Below are 21026 nucleotides of genomic sequence, written 5' to 3'. Positions count from 1 at the left end.
GGACTTGCTCCCGGCTCAGCCCTTGCTGTGGGAGAGGGCCTCGCGTACGGCGTCCTCGGTGCGGGCCACCAGGGCCGTTCCGTCGTCGGCGGTGATGATCGGGCGCTGGATGAGCCGGGGGTGCTCGGCGAGGGCGGTGATCCACCGCTCGCGCGTGCTCGCGTCCTTCGCCCAGTCCTTGAGCCCCAGTTCCTTGGCGTCGGCCTCCTGGGTGCGGGTGATGTCCCACGGTTCGAGGTTCAGCCGGCCGAGCACGGCCCTGATCTCGTCCGTGCCGGGCACGTCCTCCAGGTATCGCCGGACGGTGTACTCGGCCCCCTCGGCGTCGAGCAGGCTGATGGCGCTGCGGCACTTGGAGCAGGCCGGATTGGTCCAGATTTCCATGGGGGACACGGTACGCGCCCCGGGTCAGGGGTCGGTCCAGCGCCAGCGGCTGCCACTGGGGGAGCACGTGACGGGCGTACCGCTCGCGTCGGTCGTCGCGGCCCCGTGGTCGCTGTTGCGGCAGAACTCGCCCGCCGCGTAGCGGTTGCCTGCGGCGGAGACGATCGAGCAGGTCCCGGTGCTGCCGGTGGCGCTGCCGGCCCAGGCGCGCTTGTGCTGGCGCAGGGGGCGGATGTCCACGGGCCGTGGCGCGGGCGGAGCGGTGTGCGGATCGTTCATGCCATCCCCCCTCTGTTCGAATTTCTGCCGCCCCACATGCATCGTGAAGACCGTGGGTGACACAACGACAATTCCCTTGTTCACCTGGATGTTTGCCGGGCTCCGCGGGCTCCCTCGATGTCAGTGCCCGGCAGTAAACTGGAGGCAGTGTTCGAGGGTGCCGCCGGGCTGTCCGGCAGGCGCCCTGACCGCGACAGGAGGATGCCTGTGCCCGCTGCCGCCCTGAGGCCGAAGCCGTCCCGGACCCAGTCCACCGCCCAGCACCCCGTGCTGTTCGACTCGCCCGTCCAGCCCGTGACGAAGCGCCCGCTGCCGGCCGGACGGCCGCGCCAGTGGTACGTCACGCACAACCGCCGGCTGAAGGCCATGCGCCTCGCCATAGCCCTGCTCGACTCCGGCGTCTACCTCCCGTCCCAGGCCTCCGACGCCGCGATCCGCACCACGGCGGAGGACATCGGCATGCGCCCGCCGTCCGACACGACCTGCCACATGGTCCGGGCGTTCATGCGCTACAACCGCTGAGACCGGCCGTACCCGACCGCGCACCGGGTGCCCGCGCCATCGCCGGGCACCCGGTCCGCGCTGACGCCGGCGCGGCCGGCAGCCGCTCCACGAACGCCCGCCAGCGCGCGGGATGCTCCCGGAACCACAGGCCCAACCGGTGCTCCGCGTCCGGGAGTTCGAAGCGGGAGCAGCGGGCGCGTGCCGACAGCGCGTCCTGAAGGGCCTCGGTCACGGCCGGCGGGACGACCGCGTCGTCGCCCGGTACGTCTCCAGCGCCCGCGACCGCCGCCGGCTGTCCGGCGCGCGGATGATCTCGCTGAACCGTCCCTGGCGGTTCCCGAACGGCACCTCCCGGGCCTCGGGCGCGTAGACAGCGGGCGAGCACAGGCCGACGGCCCTCACCCGCGGCCCGTCGTGCCGTACGAGATCGGCGACCGCCTCGCCGCTCATGCCGACCCCGACCAGCACCAAGGGGTCGTCCGCCGGAGCGTGCGCGTCGAGCACCGCCACCGCCTGCTCGGACCGCCGCCGCAGGCTCAGCTCGGCGAGCGCGCCCGTGCTGTCGCCGTGGCCCGGGAAGCCGAAGGCCAGGGCGTGGCAGCCGTGCCCCGTGAACGCGTCGGGCAGCGGCAGGAGCCGCTCCTTGCTGCCGTTTCCCGCACCGTGCAACAGCACCGCCGTGGCCCGCCCGGGGGTGCCGGCGCGCGGCGGCGGAAAACGGGGTGCGGGCACGGTCGTGGGCTCCCTACCCTGAACAAACGGCGCGAAGCCGACACACCCCACCCCCGCCACACTCACCCCACGGAGGTCTGTCATGCGTGGCGTCATCGCGACCGGGACCCTCGTCCTGGTGATCCTCGGATTCGGAAACCATCTCTGGTGGCTGGCCGCCGTCGCGCTGCTCTACCTGTACGCGGCACTCGCGAGACAAGGACGCGGTTCGCCCGGACCGCCCCCGCCCACCGGCACGGGCACCCCGCCCGACAGCTACCGCGCTTACCGCGACCGCCGGGACCGGCAGGCCAGGTGGGAGCGGCGCTACCGCCGGGAGCGGCCCTTCGAGACCCGCCGGCAGGAGAAGCAGAAGAGCAGGTGAGCGCAGGCGCCCCCGGTCACAGGCCGGGGGCGCCCCACACCGGGAACCAGCGGCTCAGATCCTGCTCGATACGCAGGTCGTTCGCGAGGGCCGCCTTCACCTGGAGTTCCAGCGCGCTGTCCCGCCGCTCCCCGCCGCCGGGGACGGGAGCGAAGGGGTAGAACGTGCCCCGCTTGTAGAGGTAGACCAGCGCCAGTGTGCGGCCGGCGTCGTCCCGGAACGCGGCCAGCGAGCACAGCAGCTGCGGGCCGAAGCCGTTGACCTCCATCGCGCTGTTCACCGCGTGCAGATCGTTGACCAGCTGCACCAGCTGGTCCGGGGTCCGCTCGGACACCAGCCACGAGTAGCCGTACGTGTCCCGCTCCAGCTTCACCGGCGGGCCCGTGCGGTCGGTGTCCGCGTCCAGCAGCGCCTGCACCTCCCGGTGGGTCTGCTCGAAGGCCGCCCCCTCCACCGTGGCGAAGCACACCGCCCCGCCCCCGGTGGGTGTGAAACCGGCCGCGGCCTCAAGGGTCACGGCCGCCGAGGGCAGCGCGAAGAGCTGATCCAGATCGGGCGCGACCGGTTTCGTACGGCCCAGCAGGATGTCCAGCAGCCCCAATGCTCAGCCCGCCTTCCCGGGAGTGGTGGCCTCGCCCAGCTCCGCCGAGATCCGGCCCAGCTGCTCCAGGCGCTGCTCCAGGGTCGGGTGGGTGGAGAAGAACCGCTCCAGACCCGGCTCCTTGCCCTTGGCCGGGGTGAAGAAGAACGCGTTGAACGCCTGGGCCGTGCGCAGGTCCTTGGTCGGGATCCGGGCGATGTCCCCGGAGACCTTGGTCAGCGCCGAGGCGAGGGCCGAGGGGCGGCCGGTGAGATGCGCGGCCGCGCGGTCCGCCGCCAGTTCCCGGTACCGCGACAGGGCCCGGATCAGCATGAAGCTGATCGCGTACACCGCCACCGAGACGGCCAGCACGGCGCCCATGACGGCCGCCGTGTTCTGGTCCCGGCGGCCGCCGAAGAGGCCCGAGTAGAGGGCGAACCGGACGATCAGGCCGGCCAGCACGCCGAGGAAGGACGCGATCGTGATCACGGCGACGTCCTTGTGCGCCACGTGCGACAGCTCGTGCGCCAGCACGCCCTCCAGCTCGGCGGGCTCCAGCCGCCGCAGCAGGCCCGTCGTCACGCAGACCACCGCGTGATCGGGGTTCCGCCCGGTCGCGAACGCGTTCGGCATGTCCATCTCGGACACGGCGACGACCGGCTTGGGCATGTCCGCGATCGCGCACAGCCGGTCCACGACCGCGTGCAACTCGGGATACTCCTCGCGCTCCACGACCCGACCGCGCATCGCGAACATGGCGATCTTGTCGGAGAACCAGAACTGGGCCACGAACATCGCCCCGACCACGACGACGACCAGCACCCAGGACCTCAGCAGCACGATCAATGCCGCGACGAAGCCCACGTACAGCAGCCCGAGCAGGAACATCGTGAGTCCCATGCGCACGGTCAGCCGTCGGTCGCTCCGGAACCGGCTCTGCATCTTGCATCACCCCGCAGTCACGCACTCGTCCCGCAGTCCAGTGTGCACCTGCCGAATGCCATGAAGCGGTCCCGAACGGCCCTAGGCGCGGCAAAGGCTACCTGTGAGCGCCCCTCCCGGTACGCGCAGTGAGCTCTGCCCCTACGAGGAGGAGCTGAACTGCACGAGCGCGAGCAACGCCATCACCACGACCACACAGCCGACCACCACGGCCGTCGACGCCCACGACGCCCGGCGCGGCGCCCCGTCCGGGTCGGCGCGGAAGGGCGCCGGGTCCGGCGGGTTCTCCTTCCAGCGGGCGGCGAGCATCCGCGCCCGGGCCGAGGGCTCCTTGTGCTCGGCGGACTCCGCCCACCGGTGATCGAACTCCCGCTCCCAGTCGTCCTGTTGCGACATCCCCGTTCAACCTCTCTCGTCCGTCAGGGTCAGGAGGGATGATCCCCCGAAAGGAGGAAGCCTGGGAAGCGGAAAAGGTTGCGCTCAGGCCAGCGACGCGGCCGACGGCACGACGACGCCGTAGAGGTCCGCGACCGTGGCGAGCGCGCTGTGGTGGAGCTGGGCGGCCCCGACCCCGGCGACCGGGGTGGTGAGCGGGCGGGTGGCACAGGCGTCGGCGACGACCGTGGGGCGGTTGCCGCGCAGGAAGGCGCCCTGGGCGGTGAAGGCGACGCACATGTGGGTCATGAAGCCCGCGAGGATCACGTCCTGGTGCCCGGCGGCGTCCACGTGCGCGCCCAGCTCGGTGTCCCGGAACGCGTCCGGCGTCTTCTTGACCACCACCAGCTCGCCCTCGGCCGGCGCGACCCGCGGATGGATCGCGCCGATCTCGGCCCGGATGTCGTACGGCGTCCCCGGGCCGCCGTCGTTGACGACGTGCACGACCCTCGCCCCGGCCGACCGGGCCCGCGCCAGCAGTTCGGCCCCGGCGTCGAGGGCGGCCTCCCAGCCCGCCAGCTCCATGACGCCCCGGGTGTAGGTGTTCTGGTAGTCGATGAGGATCAGCGTCGCACCGGCGAGCGGGGCCGGGGTCTGATCGAAGCCGTTGAGGTCACGCAGTGTCGTCGAAGTCATGACCCTCACGCTATGAGCGGCTCCCGGATGGCGGCAATGTCAGGTAACTTGCAGATTCGGACATCGGCCGGCGTCGAAGGGGAGCGGGGGACCGCATGGGTGGTGTCGAGCGGGTCATCGTCGTGCTGCTCTTCGACGGCGTCGACCTGCTCGACGTCACCGGCCCGCCGGAGGTGTTCGCGCTGTTGCGCCGCGAGACGGACGAGGCGGCCGGCTGCCGGGTCGTCCTCGCCGCCGAGACCCTGGACCCGGTCACCACGTCGGCCGGGGTGCGGGTGCTGCCCGACGTCACGTGCGAGGAGGCCGCGCGGCGCACCATCGACACCCTGCTGGTGCCCGGCGCGGTCGAGGTCGACGGGGAACGCCGGGTGCGGGCCCTGACCGACGAGAACGTGGTCCGCTGGGTACGGACGCTCGCCGGCCGCTCCCGGCGCGTCGCCTCCGTCTGCGTGGGCGCGCATCTGCTCGCCGCCGCCGGACTGCTCGACGGCCGACGGGCCACGACCCACTGGTCGACCGCGCGGCAACTGGCCGACGAGCATCCGGCCGTACGGGTCGACGCCGACCCGATCTTCCTGCGCGACGGCACGGTGTGGACCGGCGCGGGCATCACCGCTTGCCTCGATCTGACCCTCGCGCTGGTCGCCGAGGACTTCGGCGAGGCCGTCGCGCTGCGCGTGGCCCGGCAACTGGTGATGTACCTGAAGCGGCCGGGCGGCCAGAGCCAGTTCAGCGTGCCGATCGAGCCCGTCTCGACCACGCGCCGCATGGACGACCTGCGCCGGTACGTCGACCGGCACGCCACCGGCCGGCTCACGGTCGCCGACCTCGCCGCCCACGCGCACGTCAGCGAGCGCCAGCTGACCCGGCTGTTCAAGTCCGAGCTGGACACGACCCCGGCCGCCTACATCGAGTCCGCCCGTGTCCAGGTGGCCCGGGGCCGCCTGGAGTCCACCGACGACACCCTCGACCGGGTGGCCTCGGCCTGCGGCTTCCAGACGGTCGACACCCTCGTCCGCGCGTTCCGCCGCCGCCTGGACACGACCCCGACGGAGTACCGCAACCGCTTCCGGCACACGGGCCGGACATGAGCGAGGCCCCCCGGCACGAGCCGAGGGGCCTGCTGATCCCGGGGGATCCCTCTGTCACACGTCGAAGTACAGCTCGAACTCGTGCGGGTGCGGACGCAGCTGGAGCGGCGCGATCTCGTTGGTGCGCTTGAGGTCGATCCACGTCTCGATCAGGTCCGGCGTGAAGACGTCACCCTGGAGGAGGAACTCGTGGTCGGCCTCCAGCGAGTCGAGGACGGCCGGGAGGGAGGTCGGGACCTGGGCGACGTTCGCGTGCTCCTCGGGAGCCAGCTCGTACAGGTCCTTGTCGATCGGCTCGGCCGGCTCGATCTTGTTCTTGATGCCGTCCAGACCCGCGAGGAGCAGGGCCGAGAAGGCGAGGTACGGGTTGCCGGAGGAGTCGGGCGCGCGGAACTCGACGCGCTTGGCCTTCGGGTTGGAGCCCGTGATCGGGATGCGCATGGCCGCGGAGCGGTTGCGCTGCGAGTACACCAGGTTGATCGGCGCCTCGAAGCCCGGCACCAGACGGTGGTACGAGTTCACCGTCGGGTTGGTGAAGGCCAGCAGCGACGGGGCGTGCTTGAGGATGCCGCCGATGTAGTAGCGGGCGGTGTCCGACAGGCCCGCGTAACCGGCCTCGTCGTAGAACAGCGGGTCGCCGTTGCTCCACAGCGACTGGTGCACGTGCATGCCCGAGCCGTTGTCGCCGAAGATCGGCTTCGGCATGAAGGTCGCGGTCTTGCCGTTGCGCCAGGCCACGTTCTTCACGATGTACTTGAAGAGCTGGAGGTCGTCGGCGGCGGCGAGCAGCGTGTTGAACTTGTAGTTGATCTCGGCCTGGCCGGCGGTGCCCACCTCGTGGTGCTGGCGCTCGACCTTCAGGCCCTGCCGGTCCAGCTCCAGGGAGATCTCGGCGCGCAGGTCGGCGAAGTGGTCGACCGGCGGGACCGGGAAGTAGCCGCCCTTGTAGCGGACCTTGTAGCCGCGGTTGTTCTCGACGGCGCCGGTGTTCCAGGCGCCCGCCTCGGAGTCGATGTGGTAGAAGGACTCGTTCGCCGAGGTGGCGAAGCGCACGCTGTCGAAGACGTAGAACTCGGCCTCGGGACCAAAGTACGCGGTGTCCGCGATGCCGGTCGACGCGAGGTAGGCCTCGGCCTTCTTCGCCACGTTGCGCGGGTCACGGGAGTACTGCTCGCCCGTGATCGGGTCGTGGATGAAGAAGTTGACGTTGAGGGTCTTGTCCCGGCGGAACGGGTCGATCCGGGCCGTGGACAGGTCGGCGCGCAGCGCCATGTCGGACTCGTGGATGGCCTGGAAACCACGGATCGACGATCCGTCGAAGGCCAGCTCCTCGTCGGGGTCGAACGCCTCGACGGGCACCGTGAAGTGCTGCATGACGCCCGGCAGGTCGCAGAAGCGGACGTCGACGAACTTGACGTCCTCGTCCGCGATGAACTTCTTGGCCTCGTCGGCGTTCTGGAACATCCAGCTCCTCCTACTCCCGACCGTCCTCGCCGGGGTGGTAGATCGTTCGTGCGGCCAGTGCGGTGGCACACGCTGGTCTCGACCCTAGGGACGGGTGATTTCTCGGGCGTGACCCATTTGTTTCGCAGAAGTTAACCGGCCACCTGTCCACCGTAGCCCCGACACACCCCTCGGCACAGGGCTCGCGGCCGGGCGCAGTACCGTTGACGGGTGGACAACAGGCAGGCCATCGGATCATGGCTCTCCGGGCCCCGCGAGGCCATGGAAGACGCCGGCGCGGACTTCGGCTACCGGGGTGAACAGCTCGGTCTCCCGCAGGACGGGCCGAACTCGATCGCCCGGCCCGGCCGGCGCCTGGGCGCCCTCGCCGTGGACTGGGCGATGAGCGTCCTGATCGCATACGGCCTGATCACCAACGGCTACAGGCAGGCGACCGGCAACTGGGCCCTCGGTGTCTTCTTCGTCCTGAGCGTCCTGACCGTCGGCACGGTCGGCTTCACCCCGGGCAAGCGCCTGTTCGGCATCCGCGTCGTGGCCCTGGAGACCGGCACGGTCAACCCGGTCCGCGCCCTGGTCCGCACGATCCTGCTGTGTCTCGCGATCCCGGCCCTGGTCTGGGACCGCGACGGCCGCGGCCTGCACGACCGGCTGGCGAAGACGGTCGAAGTACGGATCTGAGCGTCGCCGGGCGCCCCACGCGCACCCGGCCGTGATCCGGTTGCCCCGCCCCCTGCCCGGCGGCATAGTCGTGACCGTGGTCGTGACCGCCCGGACACGGACGGTCGTCGGACCGACGTCGCGGGACAGGTGGTGCACGCAATGACCGATGGCCAGGATGTGATGGCGGCCGAGGTGACCCCCGAGGACTTCCGGGACGCCATGGCCCGCTTTCCGTCGGGCGTGGTGGTGGTGACCGCCCACTGCGAGGACGGCACCCCCCGCGGCTTCACGGCCAGCTCCTTCTGCTCGGTCTCCCTGGAGCCCCCGCTGGTCCTGGTGTGTCTGTCGGACACGGCCGACTCGGCGCTGGTCTTCGCGGGCTGCGAGCACTTCGCGGTGAGCGTGCTGGCCCCGGAGCACCAGCATCTGGCGCTGCGCTTCGCCACCAAGGGGGCGGACAAGTTCGCCGACCCGGTGCTCAAGCCGAGCCCCACCGGGCTGCCGACGGTGTACCAGGCGCCCGTACAGCTGGACTGCGCCGCATACGCGCGTTACCCGGCCGGGGATCACACGATCCTGATCGGCCGGGTAACGGGAGTGCGGCTGGGCGAGGGGTCGCCGATGGTGTACTGCGAGCGGGAGTTCCGCTCGCTGAACTAGCGTGTGAGGGGGCTCAGCGGCCCTTCGGCATGCGCATGCCCTTGGGCATGGGGCCCTTCGGCACCGGCATGTTGCTCATCAGGTCGCCCATGGCGCGCAGCCGGTCGTTGGTGGCCGTCACCTGGGCGCCGGTCAGCACGCGCGGGAACTTCAGCATGGTCGTCCGCAGCTTCTTCAGCTCGACCAGGCCCTCGCCGTTGCCGACGATGACGTCGTGCACGGGCACGTCGGCCACGATGCGGTTCATCTTCTTCTTCTCGGCGGCCAGCAGGGTCTTCACCCGGTTCGGGTTGCCCTCGGCGACCAGCACGATGCCGGCCTTGCCGACCGCCCGGTGCACCACGTCCTGGCTGCGGTTCATCGCCACCGCCGGGGTCGTCGTCCAGCCCCGGCCGACGTTGTCCAGCACGGCGGCCGCGGCGCCCGGCTGGCCCTCCATCTGGCCGAAGGCGGCACGCTCGGCCCGGCGGCCGAACACGATCGCGGCCGCCAGCAGAGCGATCAGCAGGCCGAAGATGCCCAGGTAGACGGGATGGCCGAGCAGGAAGCCGATCGCGAGGAAGACGGCGAAAATGCCGATTCCGACGGCCCCGAGCACAAGACCGATCTTCTTGTCGGCCTTACGGGTCATCTTGTACGTGAGAGCGATCTGTTTCAGTCGCCCTGCGTTCGCGGCGTCCGCCGCGGTTTCCTTCCTCGCCATGGCACGAAGTCTACGTGGCCCGTGGAGTGCCGACGACGGCAGTGCCCGGGGAAGGAGCGGTCAGGAGCGGTCCGCGGCCTGCTCCAGGACGCGCTGTGCCTCCACGCGGTCCTTGGCGCGGCGGCGGTCCTCCAGCACGGAGGTCCAGGCATTGCGGCGGGCGGTGCGCTGACCGCCGCTCATGAGCAGGTGCTCGACGGCGCGGAGAGCATCGGTGAAGGACGGGATGGCGGTGGCGCGTACGGGCGCGGCCTGCATGTTCGAGGTCCCCCCTCGGAGCGGCGGGTGGTGTACGGGGCGTGATAGCAGAGTCACTGTTTGGTGTTACCAGGGCGTGTCCGACCGGTCAAACGCCAATGAAACCTTGATGCGGTACACCCAAAAGCTGACGCGGCCCTGATGAGCGCCCTCATCAGCGAGGACGGTCAGGGCCGCGTCGACTCGGCCATTACTGGCCGGTAATTGCTTGTGCGTGAATTCACACAGCCTGGGAGGCGATGTAACTCCCACGCTTCTCGACGGCCATCTGGTACAGCCGCCCGGCCCGGTACGAGGAGCGCACCAGCGGACCCGACATCACCCCGGAGAAGCCGATCTGCTCGGCCTCCTCCTTCAGCTCCACGAACTCCTGCGGCTTGACCCAGCGCTCGACCGGGTGGTGCCGGACGGAGGGGCGCAGGTACTGCGTGATGGTGACCAGCTCGCAACCCGCGTCGTGCAGCTGCCGCAGCGCCTCGCTGATCTCCTCGCGGGTCTCGCCCATGCCGAGGATCAGGTTCGACTTGGTGACCAGGCCGAAGTCGCGGGCCTCGGTGATGACCTTCAGGGAGCGCTCGTAGCGGAAGCCGGGGCGGATCCGCTTGAAGATCCGCGGCACCGTCTCGACGTTGTGCGCGAAGACCTCGGGGCGGGAGTCGAAGACCTCGGCCAGCTGCTCCGGGACCGCGTTGAAGTCGGGGGCCAGCAGCTCGACCTTGGTGCGGCCGGCCTCGCGGTCCGCCGTCTGCCGGTGGATCTGGCGCACGGTCTCGGCGTACAGCCAGGCGCCGCCGTCCTCCAGGTCGTCGCGGGCGACGCCGGTGATGGTGGCGTAGTTCAGGTCCATCGTGACCACGGACTCGCCGACGCGGCGCGGCTCGTCGCGGTCGAGCGCCTCCGGCTTGCCGGTGTCGATCTGGCAGAAGTCGCAGCGCCGGGTGCACTGGTCGCCGCCGATGAGGAAGGTCGCCTCGCGGTCTTCCCAGCACTCGTAGATGTTCGGGCAGCCGGCTTCCTGGCAGACCGTGTGCAGGCCCTCGCTCTTCACGAGGTGCTGCATCTTCGTGTACTCGGGACCCATTTTCGCCCGGGTCTTGATCCACTCGGGCTTGCGCTCGATGGGGGTCTGGCTGTTGCGGACCTCCAGGCGCAGCATCTTGCGTCCGTCGGGTGCGACTGCGGACACGACCGGCTCCCTAAGCTTTGATTCCTCGGCGCACACCAGAGTACGCCCGTGCAAAATGCGCCCTGCCGCTGGAGCCAACCCCGCTGCCGCAGGGCGCATTCCCGGCGGAACGGGTCAGGCGGAGGCCTTCTCGACCACCCGCGGGCGCAGTTCCGCGTTTCCGAGGACGTCCCGCAGATGCTTCTCGGCGATCGGCAGCACCTCGTCGATGGTCACCTCGCGGCCGAGTTCGTACGAGAGGGAGGTCACGCCCGCGTCGCGGATGCCGCACGGGATGATCTTGTCGAAGTTCGAGGTGTCCGGGTTCACGTTCAGGGCGAAGCCGTGCATCGTGACGCCCTTGGCGACGCGGATGCCCATGGCGCAGATCTTGCGGTCCTCGCGGCGCTGGCCCGCGTTCGAGGGCGCGTACTCGGGGCCGTTGAGCCGGGGGTCGAACTCGGGGTCGGCTGCGCGCGGGTCGAAGTCGAGGGTGAGTCCGCCGAACCCGGGGCGCTGCTCGACCGGGTCGCCGAGCACCCACACGCCGGCGCGGCCCTCGACGCGGGAGGTCTCGACGCCGAACTCGGCGCACACCGCGATCATCGCGTCCTCCAGGCGGCGCAGATGCGCGACCACGTCCACCGGGCGGGGCAGCTTCTGGATCGGGTAGCCCACCAGCTGGCCCGGTCCGTGCCAGGTGATCTTGCCGCCGCGGTCCACGTCGATCACGGGGGTGCCGTCCAGCGGACGCTCCTCGGGCGCGGTGCGGCGGCCCGCCGTGTACACGGGAGGGTGTTCGAGGAGGAGGACGGTGTCCGGGACCTCGTCGGCGAACCGGGCCGCGTGCACCCGGCGCTGCTCGTCCCAGGCCTCCTGGTATTCGACGGCGTCCGCGCCGAACCCCTTGCGGACGAACCGCAACTCACTCACGGCAAGCGCCTCCCTCGGTGACCGGGCCATCGACCGGGCAATCGGTGTGACAGGCACGTAACGCGCCCACGCCACTGTACGTCCGACCGGAGTACGTCAGCCCTACGGGTGTTTCTCACACGATCGGATGAATGGGTGGCGGAATGTGTGATCGCGCCCTCACTCTCCGCTACATTCGCGCCGTTCACGAGGCCATAAGGGCTGCTCAACGGCAATCCGGGCACTGCGTCAGCCCGGAAGGCAGGAGACCGCACCGCAGATGACGGACCGACCCGCGCAGCGCACCCCCAACCGCCAACTCGCCGCGCTCATCGCAGAAGCGGGGTTCTCCAACGCGGGGCTGGCCCGTCGCGTCGATCAGCTCGGCCTGGAGCACGGGCTGGACCTCAGATACGACAAGACCTCGGTCACCCGCTGGCTGCGCGGACAGCAGCCCAGGGGCACCACCCCCGCCCTGATCGCCGAGGTGTTCACGCGTCGGCTCGGACGCCGGCTCACAGCCCAGGACCTCGGCCTGGACGCGTGCGCCCCGGTGTACGCCGGGCTGGAGTTCGCGGCCACCCCGGAAGAGGCCGTCGACATCGTCAGCGGGCTGTGGCGCAAGGACTCCGGCAGCCACGCCGAACTGCGCAAGATCGCCTTCACCCCGGCCGGGCTCGTCGTGCCCAGCCGGGACTGGCTGATCGGCAAGGCCGACGACAAGGTGGCCCGGGAGCCCGCGCCCCGGGTGCCCGCGCAGGCCCGGGCGGGCCTCGCCAAGCCCCAGCCGCTCGCCCCGCCCCGCTCCCGCGGGCACGCCGAGCGCGTCCCCGGGCACAAGGTCAGCGGCGGTGACATCGCCGCGCTCCGCTCGGTGGGCGAGCTGTTCCGCACCCTCGACGACCGCTTCGGCGGCGGCCACGCCCGCCAGGCCCTCGTGCGCTATCTGGAGCACGAGTGCGAGCCGATGCTCCGCGGCACCTACGACGAGCAGACCGGCCGCCGGCTGTTCGGCGCCGCCGCCGACCTGACCCGCCTCGCGGGCTGGACGTCGTACGACATCGCGGCGCACGGCCTCGCCCAGCGCTACTTCGTACAGGCACTGCGGCTCGCGCAGGCGGCCGGCGACCGGGCCTACGGCTCCTACGTGCTGGTCACCATGAGCCGCCAGGCCGTCTACCTCGGGCACGGCAGGGAGGCCGTGCAGCTGGCCCGGGTGGCCCAGCAGGGGGTCGGCACCGGCGCACCGCCGGTCGTGCAGGCGCTGCTGCACGCCTCCGAGGCGCGGGCGCACGGCGTGCTGGGCGAGGTGCGGGCGTGCACCGCGGCGCTGGTCCGGGCCGAGCGCGCCCTGGAGGCGGCCCGGCCCGGGGACGACGTGCCGTACTGGGCCAAGTTCTTCGACGAGGCCCAGCTCGCGGACGAGTTCGGGCACTGCCACCGGGACCTTCAGCAGTTCCGGGCCGCCGCCCAGCACGCCGAACGCTCCCTCCAGCTGCGCGCGCCCTCCTTCGCCCGCAGCCGGCTGTTCTGCCGCATCGTGCTCGCCACGGCCCGCCTGGGCCTCGGCGAGCTCGACCAGGCGTGCACGCTGGCCGCGGAGGCCGCCGGCGCGGCCGCCGAGATGAGGTCCGCTCGCGCGATCGAGTACGTGCGGGACTTCGAGCGGCGGTTGGAGCCGTACCGGGACGCGGCGCCCGCGAGGGGGTACCGGGAGAAGGTGGCCGCACTGGGCTGAGGGCTTCCCGGCTACGCCGCCTTCGGCAACGTCGGCGCCGGGTCCGCGCTGTGCATCGAACCCGCCGCCCCCAGGTCCGCCAGGATCGCCCCCGCCGCCCGGTGGGCCGAGTGCAGCGCGCCCTGGACCGTGCTGGTGTCGCGGTGGTCGCCGCAGACGTACAGGCCCGCCAGGAGGCGCACCGGGCGGCGCAGGTCGTGGGGCGGGCGCATCGCCGGGACCGCCTCCGGCGTGTGGTGCACGGCCAGCGTCTCCCAGCGGCGCGTCGAGGTGCCGTAGAGCCGGGAGAGGTGGATGCGCACGGCGGTGTCCACGCCCTCCGGCGGGCGGCCGAGGACCGTCGAGGAGATCAGGGCGCGGCCGACCGGTGCCCGGCTCGGGTCCACGTTGCTGAGCACCGCCGTGTGCGCCACCGGCCCGCCCCGGTCGGCGTCCAGCAGGAGCGAGGTGCCGGTGGCGAAGGCGGCCGCCGCGTCGTCGGTGGTGTGGTGGACGACGGTGACCGGATGGAAGTCCGGCACCCGCAGGCCCGGCAGCAGCTCCGCCGCCGCCCGCGCGTCCGTCGCCAGCAGCACCGCCCGGCAGCGGATCTCCCCGTGCTCGGCCGTCGTCACCGACGTGGTGCACACCGAGGTCACCCGCACCCCGGTGTGCACGGTGCCGGGCGGCAGCGCGCGTGCCAGCAGTTCCGGCAGCACGTCCGCGCCCCCCTCCGGCACACACAGCCGCCCGCTCGCGAAGGCGCGCAGCGCGAGGTCGGCGCACCGGCTGGACGTGGTCAGCCCGGGGTCGCACAGGAGCGTGGCCAGCAGGGGGCGCAGAAAGCCCTCGACGGTGCGTGCCGGGACCCCGCGCCGGGCGAGGGCCTGGGCGGCGGGCATCTCGGGGCGGGCCAGGATGCGCTCGACGGGGGTGGTGGCGATCCGGCCGAGGGCGACGCCCAGCCGGGCCTGGTCCACCGCGCCGCCCACCGGCGCGCCGGTCCGGCCGGGGGCGGCCGCCGCACCCCTGGGGGCGCTCGCCAGGGCGCGTACGGCATGGAGTGCGCCCCTCGCGCTCCCTCCGGCCGCTGGTGCGCCCGCGCGCTGGGTGCGGCCGTCGCGGTGCAGCAGGACGCCGGGCGCGAAGGTGCGCAGGACCAGGGAGTCCAGGCCCGGGGTCGTGCGGAGTTCGGGATAGGACGTGGACAGCAGTTGTCCGATGCGGTCGAGCCGGAAGCCGTCGACCTTCTCGGTCGACATGCGGCCGCCCACGTAAGGGGCGGCCTCCAGGACTGCGGTGGTTACTCCTGCGCTGGTGAGCCGATGAGCCGCCGAGAGACCGGCGATTCCGGCTCCCACGATGACGACGTCCACCTGGTACGCGGGCTCAAGCACGAGGCCCCTCCTGTGGTTGCGCGGCCGGTGGAGACGTCATGCCCCCAACAGGCTCCGGGGATACCCGAGTTCGGGTCGAGGTTAGGGCCGTGATCGGTCGTAAACAGTCGCGCATGGGCAGGGCACGGTCGCATGGAGGTCGCATACGGTCACATGCGTTCGCCGGTCTCCCACGGCCGGTTCAGTCCGCCGCGCGGATCGCCTCCTCGGCACCGGGGAACGCGAACCGGAACCCCGACGCCAACAGCCGCTTCGGCACCACCCGTTGACTGCCCAGCACATCCCCGGCCAGCTCACCCAGTACCACCCGCAGCACCGGCGCCGGAACCGCGAACGGGGCCGGACGGCGCAGGACACGGGACATCGCGGCCGTGATCTCACGGTTCGTCAGCGGCTCGGGCGCGGTCAGGTTGAACGGCCCGGACAGGCCCTCGTGGTCGATGAGATGCCGGATCGCCGCGACCTCGTCGTGCAGCGCGATGTACGACCAGTACTGCCGCCCGTCGCCCAGCCGCCCGCCGAGCCCCGCCCGGAACAGCGGGAACAGCCGCCCCCAGGCCCCGCCGCCGCGCGCCACCACCAGTCCCGTCCGCGCGAACACCGTCCGCACTCCCGCCTCCTGCGCGGGCGCCGCCGCCTCCTCCCACTCCACGCACAGCCCGGGCAGGAACCCGTCGCCCGGCGGCGCCTCCTCGTCCACCGCCCGGTCGCCGGTGTCGCCGTAGATGCCGATCGCGCTGCCGCTGACGAAGACCCGCGGCGGCTCGGGCAGCGCGGCCACCGCCTCCGCCAGCGCGGCCGTGCCCAGCACCCGGCTGTCCCGCAGCAGCCGCTTGTACTGCGGCGTCCAGCGCCGGTCGCCGATCCCGGCCCCCGCCAGATTGACCACGGCCGTACAGCCGGTCAGCCCCGCGGCGTCCACATACTGTCCCTCGGGGTCCCAGCAGACCTCGTCCGGCCCCGCCGCCGCCCGGCGCACTAGCCGGACGACCTCGTGCCCGTCCGCCGTCAGGGACCGGGCCAGGGCGCTGCCGATGAGCCCGGACGCACCCGCCACCGCGATCCGCATACGTTCCTTCGCCTCCATGGACCCAGCATGCCCGCGCGAAAACCCCCTGGGGCGCTTCCGGCCGCCCGCCGTAGGGTGATCGTCATGCCGGAGCCGTACAAGCAGCCGAACATACGCATCGCCGTGGCCGGTGACGAGGAGGGCCTCGCGCTCCTCGACCGCGCCACCTGGTCCACCCTGCACGCCGTCTCGCCCCCGCCCGAGCCGCCGTTCTTCGACGAGCGCCATCTCCCGCAGGACCACCTGGTCGCCGAGGCCGACGGGCGCATCGTCGGCTACATCCGCCTGGCCCGCGCGACGCCGCTCGCCTCCAACGCGCATGTCCTGTCGATCCAGGGCCTCGCCGTCGCCGACGAGGCGCGCGGGCAGGGCCTCGGGCGGGCGCTGATCCGGGCCGCCGTCGCGGAGGCACGCCGCCGCGGGGCGCGCCGGCTGAGCCTGCGCGTGCTCGGGCACAACGCCCCCGCCCGCGCGCTGTACGCGTCAGAGGGGTTCGCCGTCGAGGGCGTGCAGCCCCAGGAGTTCCTCCTCGACGGCGTCTACGTCGACGACGTGCTCATGGGCCGCACCCTGTGACGGGCACCCTCTAGGAGCTGACCAGGTGGCCCGTGCCCACCGGGGTCGTCGCCGTGGCCGCGCGCCGGGCGGCGTCCGCCACCTCGGCCGCCGTCAGCGCGTACCCCGTCTCGGCGTCCGAGGTGGAGCGGGCGAAGACCACGCCGAACACCCTGCCGTCCGTGGTCAGCAGCGGACCGCCGGAGTTGCCCGGGCGGACCGTGGAGCGGATCGAGTAGATGTCCCGGGTGACCGTGCGGTCGTTGTAGATGTTCTGCCCGGTCGCGTTCACCCGGCTCGCCACCGTCGCCGCCTGGAGGTTCAGGCTGCCGTCCTGCGGATAGCCCGCGACCACCGCCGAGTCCCCGCGCGCCGCGCTCGTGTCGAAGCGCAGCACCGGCGCCCGCAGACCCGGCACGTACAGCACGGCCACGTCCCGGTCGGGGTCGAAGAGCACCACCCGGGCGTCGTACGACCGCCCGACCCCGCCGATCCGCACGCTCGGGTGGTCGATGCCCGCCACCACGTGCGCGTTGGTCATCACCCGCTCCGTGGCGTAGACGAAGCCGCTGCCCTCCCGGCCCTCGTTGCCCGAGACACCCTCGATCTTCACGGTGCTCAGCCTCGCCGCGCTGGTCGCGGCCGGGGTCACGCTGTCGCCGGAGGGCCGGGCCACCTGGGCCGTCGACTCGTTCTCGAACGGGTTGAAGACCTGCGGGAAACCCGCCTCGGTCAGCGCCGACGTCGCCCGCGAGAACCACGCCGGCGTCGTCTGCGGCATCGCCTCCTGCACCGCGCCGAGCAGCGTCGAGTTCCGTATCGCCGTCGTCAGCGCCTGTGACGGGGCCGCGCCCAGCACGCTCGCCGCCACCCAGGCCACGATCAGCACCGCGACCGAGTTGGCCGCGGCACCGCCTATCCCGTCCGCCACCCGCAGCGGGCCGCGGTCCAGCTCCCCGCGCAGCCGCAGCGCCAGCCGGCCCGCCAGCTCGTGCCCCACCACCGCCGGCACCAGCACCGTCATCACCGCGAGGACCGTCGCCTCCGCCGTACCGCGCGCCACCAGGCCCGCGACCCACGGCAGCACCCACACGCCGACGACGGCGCCGCCGACGAACCCCGCCAGCGAGACGCAGCCGGCCACCAGACCACGCCGGTATCCGGACACCGCGTAGACGATGATCACCAGCACAAGCACCAGGTCGAGCAGGTCCACGGAGCCGCCTTTCTCTCGGACCCCTACGTACGGACGGGACGGGCCCGGTGATCAGTCACCCACACCTGAACGGCCGCCGCGCGGCGAACCGGCCACGTATGTGTGTACCCGCAGAAACGTCCCGGACCAGGACGATGGTTCCACCGGGTGGCACAGCGCACATCGCGGGCGCGGCGCATCGCCGTGAGAGTGGGACCATGCGCGTTGTCCGAAGACCGCTGAGCCGGTCGCTGCGAAGGTCGTCGAGAAGGTCGCCGAAAAGGCCGCTGGCGAGATCGTTCAGAAGATCGCCGATAGGACCGGGAACACCGCGGGCGCAGGGGGTGTACGGGCCGCCGGAGCCGCCGGGCCGGCCGACCCGGCCCGCTGAGCCGGACGGGGTACGGCGGTGGGGACCGGGCACGCGGGTCTCCGGACCGGTGCTGGTGCTGCTCGGGTGCCTGCCCGGCGTCTGCGCCCTGCTGGCGCTCGTACTGTTCGTCCGCGGGGTCGGCGGACCCGCCACCGTGCGCGTCGAGCGGCACGGGGCGGGGTCGGCCGCGACGGCCTACCGCGCCGCCCGGCCGGCCATCGTGCCGCGGTCGGTCTGGCTGGGCCCCGGCGCCGCCCAGCAGCCGCCCCCGCGCTACGACGACAAGGTGGTCGCCGTCTTCCTGCACCACACCGACTCGCCGAGCAACTACGACTGCGCGGACGCGCCCGCCATCATCCGGCACCTGTACGCCGGCCAGCGCAGCGACCGCAACTGGGACGACCTCGGCTACAACTTCGTCGTCGACCGCTGCGGCACCATCTACGAGGGCCGCGCCGGAGGCGTCGACCGGCCCGTCACCGGCGCCCACACCCTGGGCTTCAACCACCGCACCGCCGGCATCGCCGCCCTCGGCACCTTCACCGCCGGCGTCCCGGTGCCCCGGGCCATGACCGACGCGATCGCCGCCCTGGCCGCCTGGAAGCTCGGCCTCGCCGGGATCGACCCGCGCGCCACCATCCGGCTGCTCTCCAGCAGCAGCCACAGCCGCTACCGGGCCGGCACCACCGCCACCCTGCCCGTCCTGGCCGGCCACGACGCCGGCTACATGACCAGTTGCCCCGGCGCCGCGCTCAGCGCGCGTCTCCCCGAGATCCGCCGACAGGCCGCCCGCCTCCAGGGCCGCCCCGTCGCCCCGCCGATCCCGCCCCGCACCGCGACCCCGGTGCACGTCCCCGCCCCGGCGCACCGGCCCGCCCCGGCTCACACACCCGCCCCGGCGCACGCGCCCACCGCGGCCCGTACGCCCGCCGCGTCCCGTACGCCGTCCACAGCGACGCCATAGGCGCCGCGCAGGCTTCTCCGAGCCCCGCCTCCTACGGTCGGCCACGACAGCAGGCCGAGACAGGCCGACCGGAGGTGGGGTTGACGATGAGCGGTCGTACGCGACAGCAGGAACAGCACGCCGAGAACCATCGGCGGTCCGCACCGGAATCCGTGTGGGGCCGGGCGGTGCGCGGCCCCTGGACCGTGGTCTGTGTCATCGCCGCGGTCGTGGTCGGGCCGGCGGCCGGCACGGCCTCCGCGCTCGACCGGGCCAACGCCGCGCCGCCCCTGCACACCCCGGCCCGTGAGATCCCCAAGTCCCTTGCATGACAAGGGAGTTCGGGCATCGCCGGGGAATCAGCCCTTGAAGCGATCCCAGAGTCTGGGGTAACGCTCCGCCAGGACGGCTTCGTTCTCGAAGTCGATCGAGGCGCCCTCGGGCTCGGCGGGCGCCGGGGCGATGCCCAGCTCGGGAGCGACCGTGCCGGTCAGCTGCTCGTACGCCTCGTCCGCGGCGTAGCCCAGCTCCTCGCCGTCGCCGTCGATCTCCTCGTCGAACTCGCCCAGCAGGTCGGCCAGCGCGTCCGGGTCGTGCAGAGCGCCCTCGAAGACCTCCCGGCCCTGGCCGATCAGCCAGCACCGGAAGAAGTCGAACGCGTCGTCGCTGGCCCCGTCCAGCAGCACCCACGCGGCGCCCCACAGATCCCAGCGGTAGGCGCGGTTGTAGCGGGCCTCGAAGTGACGGGCGAAGTCCAGCACCAGGTCCGGCTCCAGCTGGAGCAGCCGGTCCACGAGCAGGTCGGCCTGTTCCTCGGCGTCCCCCTCGGCGGCCTCGCGGCTGGTGTCGATCAGCTCCCAGAACTCCGTCTCGTCCATCACGGCACCAGCATCGGGCCTCGGCCCGTGCGACGCACGCGGAGTGCCCGGGAGTACGGCGGATCGTTATCAGGCGCCCCCGCGCCCGTACCGCGCGGCGAGCCGGGCCGCGTCCGCCGCGAACCGCTCCCGCAGGGTCGCCGGCGCCAGTACCTCCGCCTCCGCGCCGAGCGCCGTCAGCTGCGCGTGGGCCACCTCCTCGGACTCCACCGGGACCGTCACCGTCACCCAGCCCTCGCCGTCCGGCTCGCCCCCGGCGCCGAGCGCCGCACGCGCGGCCGGCGGATCGACGGCGTGCCGCAGCCGCCGCACCCCCTCCGGGGACAGCCGTACGACGACCTCGGCGCGCAGGATCGAGCGCGCGAACCGCTCGGCCTGCCCGGCCCAGTACACGGGCAGATCGAAGCCGGAGTCCCGGTCGAAGCACTCGGCCAGGACCTCCACGGCGCCGAACCGGTCGAGCCGGTACGTCCGGAAGGCACCCGCTCCGGCATCGGCGCCGGCGACCCGTGCGCACAGGTACCAGACCCCCGCCTTCAGTACGAGCCCGTACGGCTCCAGCTCACGCTCGACCGTGGTCTCCCCGCGCCGGTAGAGCGCGCGGACCCGTCGGTCGGCCCACACCGCCTCGGCCAGCACCGGCAGCGGCGCGGGCGTCTCCGGCTCGCGGAACCAGGCCGGCGCGTCCAGGTGGAAGCGCTGGGCCGCGCTGTCCGGGGCGTCCCGCAGCGAGGGCAGCAGGGCGGCCGACACCTTCAGCCGGGCGGCGGAGGCGGCGTCCTCAAGGCCCATCTCCCGCAGCGCCCCCGGCACCCCGCTCAGGAACAGCGCCTCGGCCTCGCTCCTGGCCAGCCCCGTCAGCCGCGTGCGGTACCCGCCGACCAGCCGGTAGCCGCCGGCCCGCCCCCGGTCGGCGTACACCGGCACCCCCGCCTCCGACAGCGCCTGCGCGTCCCGCGTGACCGTCCGCTCCGACACCTCCAGCTCCTGCGCCAGCTCGGCGGCGGTCATGACGGGCCGGGACTGGAGGAGGAGCACCATTTTGATGAGCCGGGCGGCGCGCATACGGCCATCATGCAACGAGGCCCCCGCCGCGGTGTCCGCGGCGGGGGCCTCGTCGGCCGGCTCTC

General features: G+C 72.6%; 27 protein-coding genes. 9 read left to right on the top strand and 18 right to left on the bottom strand.

Annotation, left to right across the window (positions count from 1 at the left end):
- Window positions 1–15 precede the first annotated feature (15 nt).
- On the bottom strand, window positions 16–384 hold the full coding sequence (locus AC4OXY_RS17660) for an arsenate reductase family protein (protein WP_491994186.1): 369 nt from the start codon (window positions 382–384) through the stop codon (window positions 16–18).
- Between the two features lie 24 nt (window positions 385–408).
- The gene (locus AC4OXY_RS17655; RefSeq protein ID WP_376284922.1) at window positions 409–663 is read right to left on the bottom strand and encodes a hypothetical protein; all 255 of its coding nucleotides are present in this window, start codon (window positions 661–663) and stop codon (window positions 409–411) included.
- Between the two features lie 207 nt (window positions 664–870).
- On the opposite strand from AC4OXY_RS17655, the gene AC4OXY_RS17650 reads away from it, so the two are divergent.
- Window positions 871–1185 (top strand): hypothetical protein, encoded by a 315-nt coding sequence (locus AC4OXY_RS17650; RefSeq protein ID WP_356020766.1) that lies wholly within the window; start codon window positions 871–873, stop codon window positions 1183–1185.
- On the opposite strand, the gene AC4OXY_RS17645 is transcribed toward AC4OXY_RS17650, so the two are convergent.
- Complete coding sequence (locus AC4OXY_RS17645) at window positions 1166–1399, bottom strand: hypothetical protein (RefSeq protein ID WP_356020768.1); 234 nt, start codon at window positions 1397–1399, stop codon at window positions 1166–1168. The two genes, AC4OXY_RS17650 and AC4OXY_RS17645, sit on opposite strands and share 20 nt — an antisense overlap.
- Window positions 1396–1899, bottom strand: a complete 504-nt coding sequence (locus AC4OXY_RS17640) for an alpha/beta hydrolase (RefSeq protein WP_362820539.1) — start codon at window positions 1897–1899, stop codon at window positions 1396–1398. The genes AC4OXY_RS17645 and AC4OXY_RS17640 overlap by 4 nt, the downstream gene beginning before the upstream one ends.
- Window positions 1900–1981: 82 nt before the next feature.
- On the opposite strand from AC4OXY_RS17640, the gene AC4OXY_RS17635 reads away from it, so the two are divergent.
- Window positions 1982–2263 (top strand): hypothetical protein, encoded by a 282-nt coding sequence (locus AC4OXY_RS17635; RefSeq protein ID WP_376284917.1) that lies wholly within the window; start codon window positions 1982–1984, stop codon window positions 2261–2263.
- A 16-nt stretch (window positions 2264–2279) separates the two neighbouring features.
- On the opposite strand, the gene pspAB is transcribed toward AC4OXY_RS17635, so the two are convergent.
- From pspAB to AC4OXY_RS17615, 4 genes are all read right to left on the bottom strand, one after another.
- The gene (pspAB, locus tag AC4OXY_RS17630) at window positions 2280–2864 is read right to left on the bottom strand and encodes a PspA-associated protein PspAB (protein ID WP_356020775.1); all 585 of its coding nucleotides are present in this window, start codon (window positions 2862–2864) and stop codon (window positions 2280–2282) included.
- Window positions 2865–2867: 3 nt separating this feature from the next.
- A complete protein-coding gene (gene htpX, locus AC4OXY_RS17625; protein ID WP_362820540.1) occupies window positions 2868–3785 on the bottom strand; it encodes a zinc metalloprotease HtpX in 918 nt (305 codons plus the stop codon).
- Between the two features lie 141 nt (window positions 3786–3926).
- Entirely contained in the window at window positions 3927–4181 is a 255-nt protein-coding gene (locus AC4OXY_RS17620; RefSeq protein WP_356020778.1) for an SCO2583/SCO2584 N-terminal domain-containing protein, read from the bottom strand.
- A gap of 84 nt (window positions 4182–4265) precedes the next feature.
- A complete protein-coding gene (locus AC4OXY_RS17615; protein ID WP_491994185.1) occupies window positions 4266–4856 on the bottom strand; it encodes a cysteine hydrolase family protein in 591 nt (196 codons plus the stop codon).
- Between the two features lie 95 nt (window positions 4857–4951).
- On the opposite strand from AC4OXY_RS17615, the gene AC4OXY_RS17610 reads away from it, so the two are divergent.
- Window positions 4952–5947 (top strand): GlxA family transcriptional regulator, encoded by a 996-nt coding sequence (locus AC4OXY_RS17610; RefSeq protein WP_356020782.1) that lies wholly within the window; start codon window positions 4952–4954, stop codon window positions 5945–5947.
- Window positions 5948–6001: 54 nt separating this feature from the next.
- On the opposite strand, the gene glnA is transcribed toward AC4OXY_RS17610, so the two are convergent.
- On the bottom strand, window positions 6002–7411 hold the full coding sequence (glnA, locus tag AC4OXY_RS17605; protein ID WP_071382506.1) for a type I glutamate--ammonia ligase: 1410 nt from the start codon (window positions 7409–7411) through the stop codon (window positions 6002–6004).
- A gap of 210 nt (window positions 7412–7621) precedes the next feature.
- On the opposite strand from glnA, the gene AC4OXY_RS17600 reads away from it, so the two are divergent.
- Complete coding sequence (locus AC4OXY_RS17600; protein ID WP_356020784.1) at window positions 7622–8089, top strand: RDD family protein; 468 nt, start codon at window positions 7622–7624, stop codon at window positions 8087–8089.
- A 141-nt stretch (window positions 8090–8230) separates the two neighbouring features.
- Window positions 8231–8731: a flavin reductase family protein gene (locus AC4OXY_RS17595; protein WP_356020786.1), complete on the top strand. Its 501-nt coding sequence runs from the start codon at window positions 8231–8233 to the stop codon at window positions 8729–8731.
- Between the two features lie 13 nt (window positions 8732–8744).
- Here AC4OXY_RS17595 and AC4OXY_RS17590 read toward each other — a convergent pair whose 3' ends face one another.
- The 4 genes from AC4OXY_RS17590 to lipB all read right to left on the bottom strand — a co-directional run bounded on the left by AC4OXY_RS17590 (window position 8745) and on the right by lipB (window position 11820).
- Window positions 8745–9434: a DUF4191 domain-containing protein gene (locus tag AC4OXY_RS17590; protein ID WP_356020789.1), complete on the bottom strand. Its 690-nt coding sequence runs from the start codon at window positions 9432–9434 to the stop codon at window positions 8745–8747.
- Between the two features lie 60 nt (window positions 9435–9494).
- Window positions 9495–9692: an SCO2195 family GlnR-regulated protein gene (locus AC4OXY_RS17585; RefSeq protein ID WP_356020791.1), complete on the bottom strand. Its 198-nt coding sequence runs from the start codon at window positions 9690–9692 to the stop codon at window positions 9495–9497.
- Window positions 9693–9912: 220 nt separating this feature from the next.
- Complete coding sequence (gene lipA / locus AC4OXY_RS17580; protein WP_356020794.1) at window positions 9913–10878, bottom strand: lipoyl synthase; 966 nt, start codon at window positions 10876–10878, stop codon at window positions 9913–9915.
- A 114-nt stretch (window positions 10879–10992) separates the two neighbouring features.
- Window positions 10993–11820: a lipoyl(octanoyl) transferase LipB gene (lipB, locus tag AC4OXY_RS17575; RefSeq protein WP_356020796.1), complete on the bottom strand. Its 828-nt coding sequence runs from the start codon at window positions 11818–11820 to the stop codon at window positions 10993–10995.
- A gap of 229 nt (window positions 11821–12049) precedes the next feature.
- Here lipB and AC4OXY_RS17570 point away from each other — a divergent pair, with 229 nt between their 5' ends.
- On the top strand, window positions 12050–13507 hold the full coding sequence (locus AC4OXY_RS17570) for an NsdA family TPR-like regulatory protein (protein WP_356020797.1): 1458 nt from the start codon (window positions 12050–12052) through the stop codon (window positions 13505–13507).
- An 11-nt stretch (window positions 13508–13518) separates the two neighbouring features.
- Here the strand turns inward: AC4OXY_RS17570 and AC4OXY_RS17565 are convergent, their stop codons facing one another.
- Window positions 13519–14883, bottom strand: a complete 1365-nt coding sequence (locus AC4OXY_RS17565; protein ID WP_362820544.1) for an NAD(P)/FAD-dependent oxidoreductase — start codon at window positions 14881–14883, stop codon at window positions 13519–13521.
- Between the two features lie 181 nt (window positions 14884–15064).
- A complete protein-coding gene (locus tag AC4OXY_RS17560) occupies window positions 15065–15970 on the bottom strand; it encodes a TIGR01777 family oxidoreductase (protein WP_376284901.1) in 906 nt (301 codons plus the stop codon).
- A 66-nt stretch (window positions 15971–16036) separates the two neighbouring features.
- Here AC4OXY_RS17560 and AC4OXY_RS17555 point away from each other — a divergent pair, with 66 nt between their 5' ends.
- Entirely contained in the window at window positions 16037–16528 is a 492-nt protein-coding gene (locus AC4OXY_RS17555) for a GNAT family N-acetyltransferase (RefSeq protein ID WP_356020803.1), read from the top strand.
- Between the two features lie 10 nt (window positions 16529–16538).
- On the opposite strand, the gene AC4OXY_RS17550 is transcribed toward AC4OXY_RS17555, so the two are convergent.
- Window positions 16539–17723, bottom strand: coding sequence for a MarP family serine protease (locus tag AC4OXY_RS17550; protein ID WP_356020805.1), 1185 nt, complete (start codon window positions 17721–17723; stop codon window positions 16539–16541).
- Between the two features lie 323 nt (window positions 17724–18046).
- Between AC4OXY_RS17550 and AC4OXY_RS17545 the strand changes: the two genes are divergently transcribed.
- Both AC4OXY_RS17545 and AC4OXY_RS17540 read left to right on the top strand, forming a co-directional pair.
- Window positions 18047–19039 carry a peptidoglycan recognition protein family protein gene (locus tag AC4OXY_RS17545; protein ID WP_376284896.1) on the top strand — a complete coding sequence of 331 codons (993 nt, stop codon included), beginning with the start codon at window positions 18047–18049 and terminating at the stop codon, window positions 19037–19039.
- Window positions 19040–19125: 86 nt separating this feature from the next.
- Window positions 19126–19350 (top strand): hypothetical protein, encoded by a 225-nt coding sequence (locus AC4OXY_RS17540; protein WP_362820608.1) that lies wholly within the window; start codon window positions 19126–19128, stop codon window positions 19348–19350.
- 27 nt (window positions 19351–19377) lie between these two features.
- Here AC4OXY_RS17540 and AC4OXY_RS17535 read toward each other — a convergent pair whose 3' ends face one another.
- On the bottom strand, window positions 19378–19896 hold the full coding sequence (locus AC4OXY_RS17535) for a DUF4240 domain-containing protein (protein WP_356021344.1): 519 nt from the start codon (window positions 19894–19896) through the stop codon (window positions 19378–19380).
- Window positions 19897–19965: 69 nt separating this feature from the next.
- Entirely contained in the window at window positions 19966–20961 is a 996-nt protein-coding gene (locus AC4OXY_RS17530; RefSeq protein ID WP_376284893.1) for a helix-turn-helix transcriptional regulator, read from the bottom strand.
- Between the last annotated feature and the right edge of the window lie 65 nt (window positions 20962–21026).

Source organism: Streptomyces sp. HUAS MG56, assembly GCF_058673395.1.
The sequence above is the reverse complement of the archived record's forward strand: the minus strand, read 5'-3'. Positions and strand labels throughout refer to the sequence as shown.